Genomic DNA, 17,069 nt, shown 5'->3' with positions numbered 1-17,069 from the left:
AAACATATGTTAAAGCAGTTTTTAAATTTAAAATTATCACAAAAATTATCTCCTCAACAAATTCAGTTGATGAAGTTGATTCAATTGCCTACGCAAGCATTTGAACAAAGATTGAAAGAGGAATTAATTGAAAATCCTGCATTAGAAAGCGGAAGTGATACTGAAGAAATTTATGAAGCTGATGAGTTTGATGCTCAAGATGAGTTTGACGGAAACGAAACCATCGAAGCAGACGAAATCAATATTGATGAGTATTTAAGCGATGATGAAACACCTGATTATAAACTACAAGCCAACAACTATAGTGATGACGATGAAGAAAGAAGTTCACCATTGGCTGCGCAAGTTAGTTTTCACCAAGATTTAATCAATCAATTAAATACTTTTATTTTACCCGATAACGAAAGAGAAATTGCTGAATTTTTAGTTGGAAGCATTGATGATGATGGTTATTTAAGAAGAACTATTTCAGATGTTGTTGATGATTTGGCATTTACGCAAGGAATTTATACTGACGAAAAGACGGTAGAAAAAATTCTTCACATTATTCAAGATTTAGATCCAGCTGGTGTTGGTGCAAGAGATTTACAAGAATGTCTTTTGTTACAATTAAAACACAAAACGCCTACTGAATATGTTGATTTAGCAATAGATATTTTAGAAAATCAATTTGAGCCTTTCACCAAAAAGCATTACGAAAAATTATTGCAGAAATATGAAATTTCACAAGATCAACTTAGAAAGGCAATTGATGAAATTGAAAAACTAAATCCAAAACCAGGCGGTTCTTTTGGAAGTAATACTAGAATGGTAGAACAAATCGTTCCCGATTTTACCATTAGAATCGTTGATGGTGAATTAGAATTAACCCTAAACGGAAGAAATGCTCCATCATTGCACGTTTCTAAAGATTATCAGGAAATGATGCAAACCTATAAAGATTCTAGAGATAAATCGAATTCGCAAAAAGACGCGGTTCAATTTATCAAGCAAAAATTAGACTCTGCAAAATGGTTTATTGATGCGATTCGACAACGTCAAGAAACTTTATATGTGACAATGAATGCCATTATGCATTTTCAACAAGAATATTTTCTTGATGGAGAAGAAACGAGTCTGAAACCAATGATTTTAAAAGATATTGCCGATTTAGTTGGTTTAGATATTTCTACAGTTTCACGTGTTGCCAATAGTAAATATGTTGATACACCTTATGGGACAAAATTGATTAAAGATTATTTTTCTGAATCAATGAAAAATGACCAAGGTGAAGATGTGTCAACCTTAGAAATCAAAAAAATTCTTCAAACTGTTATTGAAGAAGAAGACAAAAGCAAACCTTTACCTGATGATCAATTGGCTGAAATTTTAAAAGAAAAAGGTTATCCAATTGCGCGAAGAACAATTGCAAAATACAGAGATTTACTCGATATTCCAGTTGCTCGAATGAGAAAGAAAATTTAAAATCAACTTTCTTTTGAAAAAAATACTTCCCTTTTTTTCGTATCTGTTTCATCCTGTTTTTATTCCTTTGATAGGAACATTATTTTATATTGTCCTTGATGAAAGTTATTTTTCTTTTTCGCAATTAGTCGTTTTGCTATTGCAAATTGTCATCATTACTTTATTTCTTCCTGTTGCTTTTTTTTTCTTACTAAGAACATTTGGGAAAATAGATAACATCATGCTTTCAGATATTTCTCAACGAAAAATTCCTTTGTTGTTGCAAACAATGCTGTTTTCCGTTTTAGTTACAAAATCAATTACTTTAGATAGATTTCCTGAGCTACATTATTTTTTCTTAGCTGGAATAATCAGTTCTGTAATTGCTTTTCTTCTGCTTTTTATAAAAACAAAATCAAGCATCCATTTAATTGGTTCAAGTGCATTAACTGTTTTTGTAATAGGTTTAAGCTATCACAACGAAGTAAATATCATAAACACTATTGTTTTTATGATGGTTATGAATGGCTTTATTGCTTCATCTCGATTGGAAATGAAAGCACATACACATAAAGAATTGCTTATTGGTTTTTTAGTTGGCGCTTTGCCTCAAATTGGGTTATTGTACCTTTGGTTATAAGATGTAAAACATCAAACCAAATTTTAGACTATTTACATCAAGAGATTTACCTTCAATTTTTGTATCCGATTTAAAAAAAGAATTCAAGCCATAATAGGCATAAATGTTTACAGTATTCCAACCCGCTGAAAGATAAACTCCATACTGCAAAGGATTCAAATCTTTATTATTTGAAATTTTCAAGTTTCCAGACGAAGTTTCTAATTTATATTCATCATAAAACAAATAACTTAGTTTGAAACCAGTGTAAACGCGCCAAAATTTAATACTTTCTGGTGTTGAATTGCGCCATCTAAACTCAATAGGCAAATCAATAGTGTGAAACAGAAACTTATCTTTAGAAAAAGTTATATCACTTGGAATTATTTGATAATCATAATTATCCCCATTTGGAGTAATTGCAATGTTTTGATTATAAGAACTGAAAGTATACCCAATTCCTACCGCAAAAGCTAAAGTTCTGTTTTTATTAATTGGCATATCTCTCAAAAAACCCAAAGAAATACCTGGAGAAAATTTGCTTTGTTTGAAACCATCAGGTTTATTTTGCATCAAACAATAGGAAACACTAAAATAAAATTGATCTTCACGATATAATGAATCAACAGCATCAAAATCTCTTTCTACTTGTGTTGAATCCTTAACCTGAGCAACACTTGTTACAACGATAAATAAAGAAAAAATGAAGATTATTTTTTTCATAACATTTTAAAAATGAATGATTTGCAGAGAGGATGGGATTCGAACCCACGATGCAGTTGCCCACATACAAACTTTCCAGGCTTGCTCCTTCAACCACTCGGACACCTCTCTTTTTGTGTTGCAAAGAACCATATTTTTTTTGAAGAAAAAAAGAGAATCCTTTCTTATTGCATTTCGCCTCTTAACGATGTTTCGAAAATAGTTTTGAAAACAGAAGAAGCAACATTTTGACCTAGCAAGTACATTAATTTTGTAATTGCAGCTTCAGTTGTAATGTCTTTTCCTGAAATCATTCCGATTTTTTTTAATTGAGTACTCGTTTCATATTGTCCCATGTTTACGCTTCCACCTGAACATTGTGTAACATTTACAAAACACAACCCTTTTTTAATTCCTTTTTTCAATAAATCTATAAACCACTTTTCGGTTGGCGCATTACCAGAACCATAGGTTTCTAATACAATTGCTTTTAAATTTGGAGTTTCAATAATTGACGATAAAACAGCTTCGCTGATACCTGGAAAAAGTTTAACAATTACCACATTATCATCAAGCTTTTTGTGAACTATTAATTTTTTAGAATTCTTTTTCTGTTCGATATAATTGAAATTCAGATGAACACCCGATTCGGCTAAAGGAGGAAAATTTGGCGATGTAAAAGCATTAAAATGTTCAGCACTTATTTTGGTTGTTCTATTTCCTCTGTATAATTTATATTCAAAATATAAACACACTTCTTGAATAATTGGCTTACCTTTTTGTCTTGATGAAGCAATTTGAATGGCTGTAATTAAATTTTCTTTGGCGTCTGTACGCAAATCTCCAATTGGCAATTGTGAACCCGTAAAAACTACTGGTTTATTCAAATTTTCTAACATGAAACTCAATGCAGATGCCGAATAAGACATTGTATCTGAACCGTGAAGAATTACAAAACCATCATAGATTGTATAATTTTCTTCTATTATTTCTACTAATTTAATCCATTCGTTTGGATTCATATTGGAAGAGTCAATTGGGTTTTTAAAAGATATTGTTTCAATATTGCAATCCAATTGTTTAAGTTCTGGTATTTTTTGTAGCAACTTTTTGAAATTAAATGCTTTCAAAGCACCCGTTTCAAAATCTTTCATCATACCAATCGTTCCACCAGTATAAATCAGTAGTATGTTAGGTTTAGATTGCATTCTCGTATTTCATTTTATTGACTACCGGATTAGCATACATGGCTAGAAAGCTTTCAACCATTTGAGCATTTTTTTCATCAATACGCATTTCTAATCTTCGTTCAAATAAAGATTTTTCAGCTTCAGTGTAACAATTTGAATACGTATTGGTTTTATGTAACAAATCGTAGGCAATATAATTGGTTGGCCACAACTTATAACTTTGTAATATTGAGTCATCTATTGTTTGCGCTAAAGCTTGTATTTGCTTATTGTTATTGTCAAATTCTTGTTCAATTACATCTAATTCTTTTTCCAAAACATCTCCAACATGAATATGAATTCTCTTTTTTTGACCAATTATTCCACTCAATAAAGTAATGAAATCTTCATTCTTCTCTTTGATGTATTTTTCAGCATTTGCTGCTGCCATTAATTGTGGCATTTTCAAAGCATCAGTTGGATCATATTCATACGATATCGAAACAGGAACAATTTTAATTCTCTTAAAATAATCCATCATTGAGTATTCACCTGAACCCATTGCAAGCATTTTTAAAACTCCTGAATGTGTAGCGTCATTTCCGTCTTTGGTTCTTCCTTCACGTTGTGCTATCCAAACGGAGCGGTTTTCTCTTAGCAGCAATTGCCCTATGTATTCCGACATCAATTTTGAACTTTCTAATAATTCTCTTGGAGATAAACCTCTTTGAACCAAAAAATTTCTATTCAATCGAGATAATGTTTTCAAAAAATCTTTTTGAACAAGATTATCTCCAATTGCTGAAGCGGTCATTACTAAACCATGATCAAACAAACACACATTTAATAATGATGTGTCTAAAATGATATCTCGATGGTTTGATATAAAAAGATAGGCTGTGTTTTTTTCTAATTTTTCGAATCCAGAAGTAGTTAATCCTTCAGATGATTTTTCGAGAACTTTTTTAACCGATTGATAAATAAAATTACACTGAAAATCTCTAATTGAATGTGTTCTTTTTAGTTGTTCTTTCCATACTTGTTCGTCAACCTCAGGAAATGTAAAAGCCATAATTGCCTTCATCATTGGATTATTAATACACGAATGAATGGCTTCATTTACTTCTGTATCATAAAAAGGTCTAATGGCGTCAAATTTGGTCATTTTATTGATTTTTTTCGATTAACAAATGAACAAAAAAAATATGACTTTTAGATTAAAAACGTTTTATATTCCAAAAATTGCTTTGGAGTTTTCAGTAGTAATTTGAGCAATTTCTTCTACTGTTAGTTGATAAATTTGGGCTAATTTTTCTGCAACCAACTTAGTATAACTACTTTCATTTCTTTTTCCACGATATGGAACCGGAGCTAAATAAGGTGAATCCGTTTCAAGAACAATGTTTTTCAAATCTATTTCGTGAAGAAACTGGTCAATTTTTCCGTTTTTAAAAGTAACTACACCACCAATTCCTAGTTTCATCCCTAAATCGATAGCTCTTTGTGCTTGACTAAAATCTCCAGTAAAACAATGAAAAATTCCAAATAAATCGTTTGCTTTTTCACTTTCTAACACTTCAAAAACTTCATCAAAAGCATCGCGACAATGAATATTTATCGCTAATTTATATTGTTTTGCTAATTGAATTTGTTTTTTAAATGCTTCTTGCTGAATCTTTAAGGTGGTTTTATCCCAATACATATCAACGCCAATTTCACCAACCGCATGAAATTTTTTGGAAGTCAATTGAGTTTCAACATGAGCTAATTCTTCCAAATAAGTTTCTGGTTTTACATAACACGGATGCAAACCCATCATCAAATAAATATTTTCGGGAAACTGATTCTCTAAATCGTACATTCTTTGTGTATAACTCGAATCAATCGATGGAACAAAAAATCGTGAAACTCCGACGGCTATAGCACGTTGAATCATTTCTGTTCTATCATTTTGAAATTCTTCAGAGTATAAATGGGTATGTGTGTCGGTTAAAATCATCCGTAAAGTAAAAATTGTAATAAAATCCTAAAGTCGCAAAGTTACAAAGATTGCTATCAATTTTTAAATTACATTTGACATCATTTAAAAGCTATGGAGAACTTACATGAAATTCTAAAGAAAGAAAAGTACAAGAAAATTAAGTTTAAAGTTTCAAAAACTCAGCATTTATTGATTAAAGCAAAAATAAATGGAATTTCAGGCAATTTTATATTAGATACTGGTGCGAGTAACAGTTGTGTAGGTTTTGAAAGTATTGAACATTTTAACCTTGTTGCTGGAAAATCTAAAACAAAAGCTGCTGGAGCTGGAGCAACTGGAATGTTTACTCAAATAGCCAAAAACAACAAATTACAACTTGGCCGATGGAAAACCAATGACTTGCACTTGGTCATTTTTGATTTATCGCATGTAAATGAAGCTTTAAGACAATACAAAGCAAAACGAGTTCACGGTATTATTGGTGCTGATGTTTTACTAGAAGGAAAAGCAATTATTGACTATTTTAATCATTGTCTGTACTTACAATAGCTTTAGTTCTTAGAGAATAGAATGCAATAAAAGTGCTCAACAACATTAAAAATCCACCTAATAAAAAAGGCGCACCAGCAAACTCAAACGGTGCTTCTTTGTGAGTAAAAAAGTAAAAAGTATTGGTCATCATTGGCGGACCAATTATAGCCGAAGCACTCATTAAACTGGCTAATGTTCCTTGAATTTCTCCTTGCTCGTTGGCAGGAACATTGCCAGAAACTACCGCTTGCAATGCTGGACCAGCAATTCCACCCAAACAATATGGAATTAAAAACACAAACATCATCCAGCTTTGAGTAGCAAAAGCAAACAATAACATTCCGACAGTATAAAGTGCCAAACCTATATATATACTTTTCTCATTGCCTAATCTTGGAGATGTCCAACGAATTAAACCTCCTTGAACTATACCAACTAAAAGACCAACAACTCCAAGAGAAATTCCAACCATTTTTTCGTCCCAATTGAATTGATACATAGTATAAAAATTCCAGTTACTATGTACTGCATGAGAACCAACATACAACAAGAAAATTGCCAAAATCAAACCAATTAACTTTGGATATCGTTTTAAGTTTTTTATTGCTCCAATCGGATTAGCTCGTTTCCATTCAAAAGCTCTGCGGTTTTTCTTCGACAAAGATTCTGGTAAAATAAAATAACCATACAAGAAATTACACAAACACAATACTGCAGCAGCATAAAATGGAACTCTTGAACCATATTGTCCAAGTAAACCACCTAGAACTGGACCTATAATAAATCCTAAACCAAATGCTGCACCAATCATTCCAAAGTTTTTGGCTCTATTTTCAGGTGTACTTATATCAGCAATATAAGCTGAAGCTGTCGTTATACTTGCTCCAGAAAGTCCTGCGATAATTCTACCAACAAACAACCAAGTAATTGTTGGCGAAAAAGCCAATAGTAAATAATCTAATGAAAAAGCAAGTAGTGAAATCAAGATAATCGGTCGTCTGCCGTATTTATCACTTAAATTTCCAACCAACGGAGCAAATAAAAATTGAGTGAATGCAAAAGCAAAACCTAGCCAACCACCATATTTTGCAGCTTCACTAATATCACCTTGAATCAACTCGGAAATTAATTTTGGAATTACAGGAATTATAATTCCCCAACCTGTAATGTCGATTAACATAGTGATGAAAATAAACCCAATGGCTGCTGATTTTTTTTCTTTCTTCATGGTTTTTTATTGAAATACAAATTAACGAAAAAACCCAAACTCTTTTGGAATTTGGGTTTTAGTTTTTTTTTGAATTTTATACTAAAGCTCTAATGCTTTCTTAGGATTGTTATCCATTAAGTGTTCTACTGGATTTTCTAATGCTTCTTTAACGGCAACTAAGAAACCAACTGACTCACGACCATCAATAATTCTGTGGTCATATGAAAGTGCCACAAACATTACTGGAGCAATAACGATTTGACCATTTTTAACAATTGCTCTTTCAACCACATTATGCATTCCTAAAATTCCACTTTGTGGTGGGTTTATAATTGGTGTTGATAACATACTTCCAAAAACACCACCATTAGAAATGGTAAATGTTCCACCAGTCATTTCATCAACAGTAATTTGTCCGTCACGAGCACGAATAGCTAAACGCTTGATTTCTGCTTCAACTCCACGGAACGTTAAATTTTCTGCATTACGCATTACTGGAACCATCAAACCTTTTGGACCAGAAACGGCAACCGATATATCACAAAAATCATAACCTACTTTATAATCACCATCAATCATTGAATTCACATCTGGATATAACTGTAGTGCACGAGTAACCGCTTTCGTAAAGAATGACATGAATCCTAAACCTACGCCATGTTTGTTTTTAAATTCATCTTTATATTGATTTCTTAAATCATAGATTGCAGTCATGTCAACTTCGTTAAACGTAGTTAACATTGCTGTTTCATTTTTAGCTGACACTAATCTTTCTGCTACTTTTCTGCGCAACATTGAAAGTTTTGTTCTTTCTGAACCACGATTTCCGCCTGTTGGTGTTCCCATGGATGGAACCGCTTCTAAAGCATCTTCTTTTGTAATTCTTCCACCTTTTCCTGTTCCAACAATGTCACTTGGACTAATATTTTTTTCTTCTAATATTTTCTTTGCAGCTGGCGAAGGAGTTTGGGTTGCATAGGTTTTCTCAGCAACAGGTGCTGGTTTTGGGGCTTCCGTTTTTGGCGCTTCAGCAACTTGCTTTGTTTCTTCTTTTGCAGGTGCATTTCCTTCTGGTTTAGCTGCGCTTGTATCAATCAAACAAACAACTGCTCCAACGGCAACAGCATCGCCTTCTTCCGCTTTTAATGTAATTATTCCACTTGCTTCAGCAGGTAATTCTAAAGTAGCTTTATCTGAATCAACCTCAGCAATAGCTTGGTCTTTTTCTACATAATCGCCATCTTGAACTAACCAAGTTGCAATTTCAACTTCTTTTATCGATTCGCCCGGTGAAGGCACTTTCATTTCTAAAATCATCCTTTTATAATTTTATAGTGTGTTATTATCTAAATAAATTTTTATCAAAAACCATTCTGATGGCATCCGCATGACGACGTCTATCTCTAGTGTGACTTCCTGCTGCTGGTGCTGCATATGCTTTTAATGAAGCCAAACGCCAAGGAACCAAATCAAAGTTCATTAACATATAGCTATAAGCTCCCATGTTTTTTGGTTCTTCCTGTGCCCAAACGAAATCATCTGCATTTGGATAGCTTGCAATAATTTCTTTTAACTGTTCTGTCGGCAATGGAAATAATTGTTCTATACGAACCAAAGCTACATCATTTCTGCCTAAATTTTCTCTTTCCGCTAAGATATCATAGTAGAATTTACCCGTACAGAAAACAACTGTCTTTACTTTTTTCTTATCTACTGAAACATCATCAATAGTTTCTTGAAACTGTCCGTTGTATAATTCTTCTTGTGTTGAAACACACAATGGATGACGCAACAAACTTTTTGGAGAAAACACCACTAATGGTTTTCTAAAGTTTGTTTTCATTTGTCTTCTTAATAAATGGAAGAAATTGGCAGGCGTTGTACAATCGGCAACGAACATATTGTGTCGTGCACAAAGTTGTAAATAACGTTCCATTCTAGCTGATGAATGTTCTGCACCTTGACCTTCGTATCCGTGTGGCAATAAAAGAACAATTCCGTTTTGGTTGTTCCATTTGTCTTCACCGCAAGAAATGTATTGGTCAATCATGATTTGTGCACCATTTGAGAAATCTCCAAACTGTGCTTCCCAAATAGTTAATGTATTAGGATTTGCCAAGGCATAACCATAATCAAAACCTAAAACTCCATATTCTGAAAGGAAAGAATTGAAAATATTGAATTTTCCTTTTTTATCTTTTAAAGCATCTAATAAAACAACCTCTTCTTCGCTATCTTCTACTTTTACTAACGCATGACGGTGTGAAAAAGTACCACGCTCAACATCTTGACCAGAAATTCTAACATCAAATCCTTCAGTTAATAATGTTCCATAGGCCAAAGTTTCTGCTGTTCCCCAATCGATTGCATTGTTATCATACATTGTTTTTCTGTCGGTAACAATCTTAGAAATCTTATTGATGAATTTTTTATCTTTTGGTAATGTTGAAACCGTTTCAATAATTTGATCCAATTGTTTTTTATCAACTTTTGTATCCACTTTTTGTAACATTGCATCATCAGAAACTTGTTCAAAACCTTGCCATTCATCTTGCATAAACGGCTTGATGATGGTTAAATCTTTTTTACGAGAAGCTTCCAGATTTTCATCTAATTTTTCTTTGTACTGACTTTCAATTTGAGCAATATAATTATTGTCAATAATTCCATCAGCTATTAATTTTGCTGCATAAATATCTCTTGGGTTTTTATGCTTTGCAATGATTTTATATAATAATGGTTGTGTAAAACGAGGTTCATCACCTTCATTGTGACCATATTTTCTGTAACCTAATAAATCGATAAACACATCACGTCCAAATTCCATTCTGAAATCTAAGGCAAAAAGCATCGCGTGAACCACTGCTTCAGTATCGTCTGCATTGACATGTAAAACTGGCGACAATGTCACTTTTGCTACATCAGTACAATAGGTTGACGAACGTGCATCCAAGTAATTGGTTGTAAAACCTACTTGATTATTAATTACAATATGAATAGTTCCACCTGTTTTGTATCCATCTAATTGTGCCATTTGCACAATTTCATAAACAATTCCTTGTCCGGCAACCGCGGCATCACCATGAACGGCAATTGGCAATACTTTAGAGAAATCGTCAGGGAAATATTTGTCTTGTTTTGCTCTTGTAATTCCTTCAATTACAGCACCAACAGTTTCCAAATGTGAAGGATTTGGTGCTAAATTGATGTTTATTTTTTTACCTGAATTGGTAACTCTTTCAGAAGTTAAACCCAAATGGTATTTTACGTCACCATCAAAATATTCTTTATCATAATCTTTTCCGTCAAATTCAGAGAAAATATCTTGAGTAGCTTTTCCAAAAATGTTAGCTAACACATTCAATCTTCCACGGTGTGCCATTCCCATTACGAAATGCTCTACTCCTTTTTCAGCTGCCGCTTCAATAACCGCATCCAATCCTGGAATTAAACTCTCTCCGCCTTCAAGTGAGAAACGTTTTTGCCCAACATATTTGGTATGCAAGAAATTCTCAAAAGAAACGGCTTCATTTAATTTTCCTAAAATTGATTTCTTTTGATTGGCATCATAATTAGGTAAATTGTCATTGATGTTCAATTTATTTTGAATCCATTGAATCACTTCAGGACTACGCATATACATATACTCGATCCCAATATGCTGACAATACACATTTTTTAAATGAACAAGAATTTCTTTTAAAGTTTGCGGTTGATGACCTAATATTTTTGCGGCATCAAATACAGTATCTAAATCGGCATTTGAAAGTCCAAAATTTTCTAGGTCTAGTGTTGGCGTATATGTTCTTCTGTCTCGAACTGGATTAGTTTCTGTAAACAGATGACCACGTGTTCTGTAGGCATCAATTAACTTTAAAACATTAAATTCTTTTTGTAATTTATCTGAAACTTGTCCGTTTTGAGGAACATTGGCTGCATAATTTGCTAATTGATGAACTGCATTTTCTTCATCATAAGTAGTCATTCCAAAATCAAACCCTTGGAAAAAAGCTCTCCAACTAGGTTCAACAGTGTCAGGATTTTGAAGATATTGTTCGTATAAATCGGCAAAAAATTCAGTATGTGCTGCGTTTAAAAATGAAAACCTATCCATATTATGAGACTAAAAAATCTTAGTATTTGAAAATTATGTGCAAAAGTATGATATTTGTTATAATTATCAATGAATTTAAAGTATTAATAACACATAAATTCACCAAAATATGAATATGAAAATAAAACCAATACTTCTCTTAACAATATTGTTTTTTTTATTAAAAAATAGCGTTGTTTTTTCACAAAATGACAATAGTAAAAGTACACAAAATAATTTTTGGAAAGACGTGCAATTTGGAGGCGGTTTAGGTCTTAGTATTGGCAATAATTTTACCAATATTGCAGTTGCTCCAAGCGCCATTTATAATTTTAATCAATATTTTTCTGCAGGTTTAGGTTTGCAATACAGCTACTTAAAACAAAAAAACTTTTTTGATGCACATACTTATGGCGCCAGCATTATTGGATTAGTAAACCCAATTGAAGAAGTACAACTTTCTGCGGAATTAGAACAACTGCGAGTAAATGTGAATTATAAAGACATCAATTTAAAAGATAATTTTTGGAATACAGGTTTGTTTCTTGGCGTAGGTTATAGAACCAATAATGTAACTATTGGAGCACGCTACAACGTACTTTTTGACAAAGATAGAAATGTGTATGGCGATGCGTTTATGCCATTTGTAAGGGTTTATTTTTAATATTTATTCCTAAACCAAACCTTTTGCCATTCTCTTTTTAAAATCAAGAAGGAAACTTGTTCAGACAAGGCAACTAAATCATCTCCGTTTAGTTTTTTAACTTCACTTTCTGAAACATCGATGATGTAAAGCAAGTTCAGATATTCAGCAAACTTGTATTGAATTAGACGATATATTTTTTCGTGAAGTTGCACTTTCAATTCATTTGGAGTTGTACTTTGTGGAAAATCTACACCTTCATTTGCCAAATTAAAATCTTTATTGAGTTGCTCAATTAGTTTTTGATACAAATTCTCTTTTTCTGCTTCAGAAAGTAAATTATCAGTCGATATTGGAGCTACAAAACTAGACATCGCGATTCATTAATTTTTCGCCAAATGTTCTTAAAAGTAATTTTTTATCATTACTAATATCCATTTTATCTAAGGTTTCGAAGGCTTTAAAAGTATAATCATGAATAGCCTTTTGAGTTGCTTCACTTGAACCAGTAGCATTGAAAATTTGTTTTACCGAATTTATTTTATCCGTATTATCATTAGGTTGAATGGAAAACAAATGCATCAATTGTTCTTTTTCAACTGAATTTGAAAATTCCATTGCCTTTAAATACAAATAGGTTTTTTTATTCTCAATAATATCGCCGCCAACTTGTTTTCCAAATGTTTCAGGATTTCCAAAAGCATCTAAATAATCATCTTGCAATTGAAATGCTAACCCAAGGTTTAACCCAAAATCGTAAATTAAATTTTTATTTTCTTCGGATGTTTGAGCAACAATTGCACCCATTTTCATGGCTGCACCTACCAAAACTGCCGTTTTATATTCAATCATTTTTAAATATTCAGGAATAGTAACATCATCGCGTTGTTCAAAATCAACATCATATTGTTGTCCTTCGCAAACTTCAAGTGCAGTTTTGCTGAATAATTTTGCTAATTCTTGAAATATTTTTGGCTCGTAATCTTCAAAATATTGATAGGCTAAAATCAACATTGCATCACCAGACAGAATTCCGGTGTTTATATTCCATTTTTCATGAACGGTTTCATTTCCTCTTCTCAGTGGCGCATCATCCATTATATCATCGTGTATTAGCGAAAAATTATGAAAAACCTCAACTGCAGTAGCTGCCGAAAGTGCTTTTTTACTATCAACATCAAAAACTTCTGCTGCCATTAAAGTTAAAACTGGTCGCAATCTTTTTCCTCCCAACGAAATAATATACTGTATTGGTTCATAAAGATTCGTTGGATCTTTTAACAATGTTAATTGTTTGAAATGATTTGAAATGATTTCTTGATAATACTTTACCGACTGCATACACTACTAATTTTGGGCTAATTTAAGGTATTCCGATGGTATTGCAAATTACACGTCTTAATCAAATGTTAAATAATTGTAAAAACTTTGGAAACTATTTTAGTATTAAAAGTTTCCGACATACATTTGCACACGAAATTATAATGAAAATGAAAGAAAGTATTATTTTAAAATCATGCGATATGTTTTTGACTCATGGCTTCAAAAGCATAACAATGGATGAAATTGCTTCAGAAATGGGAATTTCTAAAAAAACTATATATCAACATTTTTCAAACAAAAGCGCATTGGTTGAAGAAGTTAGTTCCTATCTTTTTGAAACTATTTCCTGTGGTATTGATCAAATTTATGAACAAGATGCTAACCCAATTGAAGAACTTTTTTTGATTAGAGATTTTGTACTTAAAAATCTTAAAGACGAAAGTGCTTCTCCTTTTCATCAGTTGCAAAAATTCTATCCTAAAATTCATAAATCGTTGATGGGAAAACAATTTGAAAAAATGAAAGATTGTGTGGTAAACAATATCAACAAAGGAATTGAACAAGAATTTTTTAGAAAAAATTTAAATGCTGATTTAATAGTAAGATTTTATTATGCGGGAATGTCTAGTTTAAAAGATGTTGAACTATTTGACCCACATCAATTTAGCACAAAACTAGTTCAAACAGAATATTTAGAATATCATTTGCGTGGAATTTGTACTGAAAAAGGAATAAAAAAATTAGAAGAATTAATAACCAAATACAATTTTTAATATAAAAAATGAAAAATAAACTACTCTTAATCTTGATAAGTTTTGTCAGTTTTGCTCAAGCGCAAGACCAAAAACAAAGCTATTCATTGAGTTTGCAACAAGCCATTGAGCATGCGTTGCAAAATAATTATTCAGCTATAAATGCTGATAGAGATATTGAAGCCGCCAAAAAGAAAAAATGGGAAACCACTACAATAGGTTTGCCTCAAATTACTGGAAGTGCTTCTTATTTGTATAATATAGATTTTACGCAACAAGGTGTTTCAGGGAATGCTTTTAATCCAGCTGGAAATCCTGATGACATTGCGCTTTTTGCTTTTGGAACAAAAAACTCTATGAATTCTAATTTAACATTGAGTCAATTGATTTTTGATGGTTCGTATTTGGTTGGTTTACAATCGGCCAAAACGTATTTGAAAATATCTGAAAATGCGAAAGTAAAAACCAATCAAGAGTTACGAGAAATTGTAATTAGCACTTATGGAAATGTTTTATTGGCTAAGGAAAGTGTTGCTATTTTAGAAAAAAACAAAACAGTTTTAACTAAAACAGTTAACGACACTAAAGAAATTTACAAAAATGGATTTACTGAAGAGGAAAATGTAGAACAACTTCAATTGACTTTAGCTTCGTTAGAAAGTTCGCTTTCTTATTCTAAAAGAATGGAAACTATTGCAACTAACATGTTGAAATTAGTTTTAGGAATTGAACTAGAAAATGATTTAAAACTTACGGATAACTTAGATACGTTGACTCAAAAAAATCTTGACTTAGCAATCCTACAAGAACAATTTAATGTAACTAATAATATCGATTATCAAATTGGCGAAAATTCTCAAGAAGCAAGCAGATTGATGGTTTTATACGAAAAAAGCAAAGCATTACCATCACTTGGAGCGGCTTTAAACTTTGGTTACAATTCGTTTTCAAACGACTTTACATTCTTTAATTCGGACCAAAAATGGAATCGTTTTTCAAATGTTGGTGTAAGTTTAAATGTTCCTATTTTCAGCAGTTTTGGAAGAACAGCTAAAACGCAACAAGCAAAAATTGCATTTGAACAATCTAAAACTCAATTAAAAGAAACCGAACAAAAATTAAAACTTCAATTTCAAGAAGCTAGAAGTAATTACGAATACAGTTTAGAACAATATGCAACGGCTAAAAATAGTTTGAGTTTAGCAGAACGCATTGAAGGTAAACAACAAATAAAATTCCGCGAAGGACTTTCTTCTAGTTTCGATTTTACTGAAGCGCAACAACAATTATATAGCAGACAACAAGACTATTTGAAATCAATGGTTGAAGTAGTTAATAAAAAAGCAACTCTAGATAAACTTTTAAATAAAAACTAATTTAATATAAAAATGAAAAAAATAATTACCCTAACATTAGCATCCATTTTACTACTTTCTTGTGGTGGAAATGAAAACAATCAAAGTGTTGATGCTTTAATAAATTCAAAGAATGTAAAAGCACTTCAAGACAAAAAAACTGCTTTACAATCTGATATTGCTAAAATTGAAGAAGCTTTAGCAAAACTTGATGTTAAAACTGAAGAAGCTTTAGTTGCTGTTGCAACCGTAAAAGATACTTTGTTTACTCATTATTTAGAGATTCAAGGAAGTGTTGATACTAAAGAAAACATTCTTGTTCAACCTGAGTTTAATGGAACTTTAACCTCTTTAACTGTAAAAGCTGGCGACAGAGTTTCAAAAGGACAAATTCTTGGTCGTGTTGATGATGCTGGAATGAGTCAACAATTGGCAAGTTTAGAAAACCAATATGAATTGGCTAAAACTACTTTTGAAAGACAAAAAAATCTTTGGGACAAAAAAATTGGTTCAGAAATTCAATACTTACAAGCTCAAACACAAATGGTTTCTGCACAAAAAGGTGTTGCTCAAATGAAATCTCAATTAGCAAAAACAATCATTCGCGCTCCATTTAATGGTGTAATTGATGAAGTTTTTGTAGAAAAAGGACAAGTTGTTGCTCCAAGCCAACAAGGATTAATGCGAATTGTAAACTTGAACAACATGTATGTTTCAACCACAGTTCCTGAAAGTTATATTGGAAAATTAAAAGTTGGTGATCAAGTTGATGTATTCTTGACTTCATTAAACAAAACTTATAAAGGAAAAGTTCGTCAAGTAGGAAGTTATATTAACCCAAGCAACAGAAGTTTTGGTATCGAAGTTGGACTTCCAAATCCTGATAATTTATTACGTCCAAATCAAGTAGCGAAACTAAAAATTATTGATTATGTAAATAAAGATGCTATAGTAGTTCCAACAAGCGTAGTTCAGCATGATGGTAATGGTGTTGAATATGTTTATACAGTTGACAATAGCAATGGTAAAACTGGTATTGCAAAGAAAACTAAAGTATCAACAGGAAAATCATCTGATAATTATACTGAAATTCTAAGTGGTTTATCTTCAAATGACATCATTGTAACTGATGGTGTTAGTACAATTTCAGAAGGAATGAAACTAAATTTCTAAAAAAAGTTAAAGGTTAAAAGTTTACAGGATTAAAAATTCTCTTTTAAACTATTAACTTCTAAACTTCTAAACTAT

Annotated in this window: 16 protein-coding genes and 1 tRNA gene; 7 read left to right on the top strand and 10 right to left on the bottom strand. The window is 31.9% G+C overall.

Annotated features, from left to right (window positions below; genetic code table 11):
* Positions 1–6 precede the first annotated feature (6 nt).
* Both rpoN and RN605_RS11255 read left to right on the top strand, forming a co-directional pair.
* Complete coding sequence (gene rpoN, locus RN605_RS11260) at positions 7–1,464, top strand: RNA polymerase factor sigma-54 (protein WP_313324866.1); 1,458 nt, start codon at positions 7–9, stop codon at positions 1,462–1,464.
* Between the two features lie 13 nt (positions 1,465–1,477).
* On the top strand, positions 1,478–2,083 hold the full coding sequence (locus RN605_RS11255; RefSeq protein ID WP_313324865.1) for a hypothetical protein: 606 nt from the start codon (positions 1,478–1,480) through the stop codon (positions 2,081–2,083).
* Here the strand turns inward: RN605_RS11255 and RN605_RS11250 are convergent.
* The 5 genes from RN605_RS11250 to RN605_RS11230 all read right to left on the bottom strand — a co-directional run bounded on the left by RN605_RS11250 (position 2,078) and on the right by RN605_RS11230 (position 5,932).
* Entirely contained in the window at positions 2,078–2,785 is a 708-nt protein-coding gene (locus tag RN605_RS11250) for a porin family protein (RefSeq protein ID WP_313324864.1), read from the bottom strand. The two genes, RN605_RS11255 and RN605_RS11250, sit on opposite strands and share 6 nt — an antisense overlap.
* A gap of 24 nt (positions 2,786–2,809) precedes the next feature.
* A tRNA-Ser gene (locus tag RN605_RS11245) sits at positions 2,810–2,896 on the bottom strand.
* A gap of 53 nt (positions 2,897–2,949) precedes the next feature.
* Positions 2,950–3,972: an asparaginase gene (locus tag RN605_RS11240; protein WP_313324861.1), complete on the bottom strand. Its 1,023-nt coding sequence runs from the start codon at positions 3,970–3,972 to the stop codon at positions 2,950–2,952.
* Complete coding sequence (locus tag RN605_RS11235) at positions 3,962–5,098, bottom strand: 1-acyl-sn-glycerol-3-phosphate acyltransferase (protein ID WP_313324860.1); 1,137 nt, start codon at positions 5,096–5,098, stop codon at positions 3,962–3,964. The genes RN605_RS11240 and RN605_RS11235 overlap by 11 nt, the downstream gene beginning before the upstream one ends.
* 63 nt (positions 5,099–5,161) lie before the next feature.
* Positions 5,162–5,932, bottom strand: a complete 771-nt coding sequence (locus tag RN605_RS11230; RefSeq protein WP_313324858.1) for a TatD family hydrolase — start codon at positions 5,930–5,932, stop codon at positions 5,162–5,164.
* Positions 5,933–6,025: 93 nt separating this feature from the next.
* On the opposite strand from RN605_RS11230, the gene RN605_RS11225 reads away from it, so the two are divergent.
* On the top strand, positions 6,026–6,463 hold the full coding sequence (locus RN605_RS11225; RefSeq protein ID WP_313324857.1) for a retropepsin-like aspartic protease: 438 nt from the start codon (positions 6,026–6,028) through the stop codon (positions 6,461–6,463).
* Here the strand turns inward: RN605_RS11225 and RN605_RS11220 are convergent.
* From RN605_RS11220 to RN605_RS11210, 3 genes are all read right to left on the bottom strand, one after another.
* On the bottom strand, positions 6,438–7,673 hold the full coding sequence (locus tag RN605_RS11220) for a TCR/Tet family MFS transporter (RefSeq protein ID WP_313324856.1): 1,236 nt from the start codon (positions 7,671–7,673) through the stop codon (positions 6,438–6,440). The genes RN605_RS11225 and RN605_RS11220 overlap by 26 nt on opposite strands.
* Before the next feature lie 81 nt (positions 7,674–7,754).
* Positions 7,755–8,972: a 2-oxoglutarate dehydrogenase complex dihydrolipoyllysine-residue succinyltransferase gene (gene odhB, locus RN605_RS11215; protein WP_313324854.1), complete on the bottom strand. Its 1,218-nt coding sequence runs from the start codon at positions 8,970–8,972 to the stop codon at positions 7,755–7,757.
* 25 nt (positions 8,973–8,997) lie between these two features.
* Positions 8,998–11,769 carry a 2-oxoglutarate dehydrogenase E1 component gene (locus RN605_RS11210; protein WP_313324853.1) on the bottom strand — a complete coding sequence of 924 codons (2,772 nt, stop codon included), beginning with the start codon at positions 11,767–11,769 and terminating at the stop codon, positions 8,998–9,000.
* Between the two features lie 109 nt (positions 11,770–11,878).
* On the opposite strand from RN605_RS11210, the gene RN605_RS11205 reads away from it, so the two are divergent.
* A complete protein-coding gene (locus tag RN605_RS11205) occupies positions 11,879–12,412 on the top strand; it encodes a hypothetical protein (RefSeq protein ID WP_313356349.1) in 534 nt (177 codons plus the stop codon).
* On the opposite strand, the gene RN605_RS11200 is transcribed toward RN605_RS11205, so the two are convergent.
* Both RN605_RS11200 and RN605_RS11195 read right to left on the bottom strand, forming a co-directional pair.
* Positions 12,409–12,765 (bottom strand): hypothetical protein, encoded by a 357-nt coding sequence (locus RN605_RS11200; protein ID WP_313324851.1) that lies wholly within the window; start codon positions 12,763–12,765, stop codon positions 12,409–12,411. The genes RN605_RS11205 and RN605_RS11200 overlap by 4 nt on opposite strands.
* Entirely contained in the window at positions 12,758–13,732 is a 975-nt protein-coding gene (locus RN605_RS11195; RefSeq protein WP_313324849.1) for a polyprenyl synthetase family protein, read from the bottom strand. The genes RN605_RS11200 and RN605_RS11195 overlap by 8 nt, the downstream gene beginning before the upstream one ends.
* Before the next feature lie 149 nt (positions 13,733–13,881).
* Here RN605_RS11195 and RN605_RS11190 point away from each other — a divergent pair, with 149 nt between their 5' ends.
* The 3 genes from RN605_RS11190 to RN605_RS11180 are packed head-to-tail and all read left to right on the top strand — an operon-like array spanning position 13,882 to position 16,994.
* Positions 13,882–14,487, top strand: a complete 606-nt coding sequence (locus RN605_RS11190) for a TetR/AcrR family transcriptional regulator (RefSeq protein WP_313324848.1) — start codon at positions 13,882–13,884, stop codon at positions 14,485–14,487.
* Positions 14,488–14,495: 8 nt separating this feature from the next.
* A complete protein-coding gene (locus tag RN605_RS11185; protein WP_313324846.1) occupies positions 14,496–15,842 on the top strand; it encodes a TolC family protein in 1,347 nt (448 codons plus the stop codon).
* A 12-nt stretch (positions 15,843–15,854) separates the two neighbouring features.
* The gene (locus RN605_RS11180; protein ID WP_313324845.1) at positions 15,855–16,994 is read left to right on the top strand and encodes an efflux RND transporter periplasmic adaptor subunit; all 1,140 of its coding nucleotides are present in this window, start codon (positions 15,855–15,857) and stop codon (positions 16,992–16,994) included.
* The last annotated feature ends 75 nt before the right edge of the window (positions 16,995–17,069 follow it).

The sequence above is a fragment of the Flavobacterium sp. PMTSA4 genome, from assembly GCF_032098525.1.
Lineage (GTDB): Bacteria > Bacteroidota > Bacteroidia > Flavobacteriales > Flavobacteriaceae > Flavobacterium > Flavobacterium capsici.
Note: the sequence above shows the minus strand (reverse complement) of the source record. Positions and strands in the feature narration are given on the sequence as shown.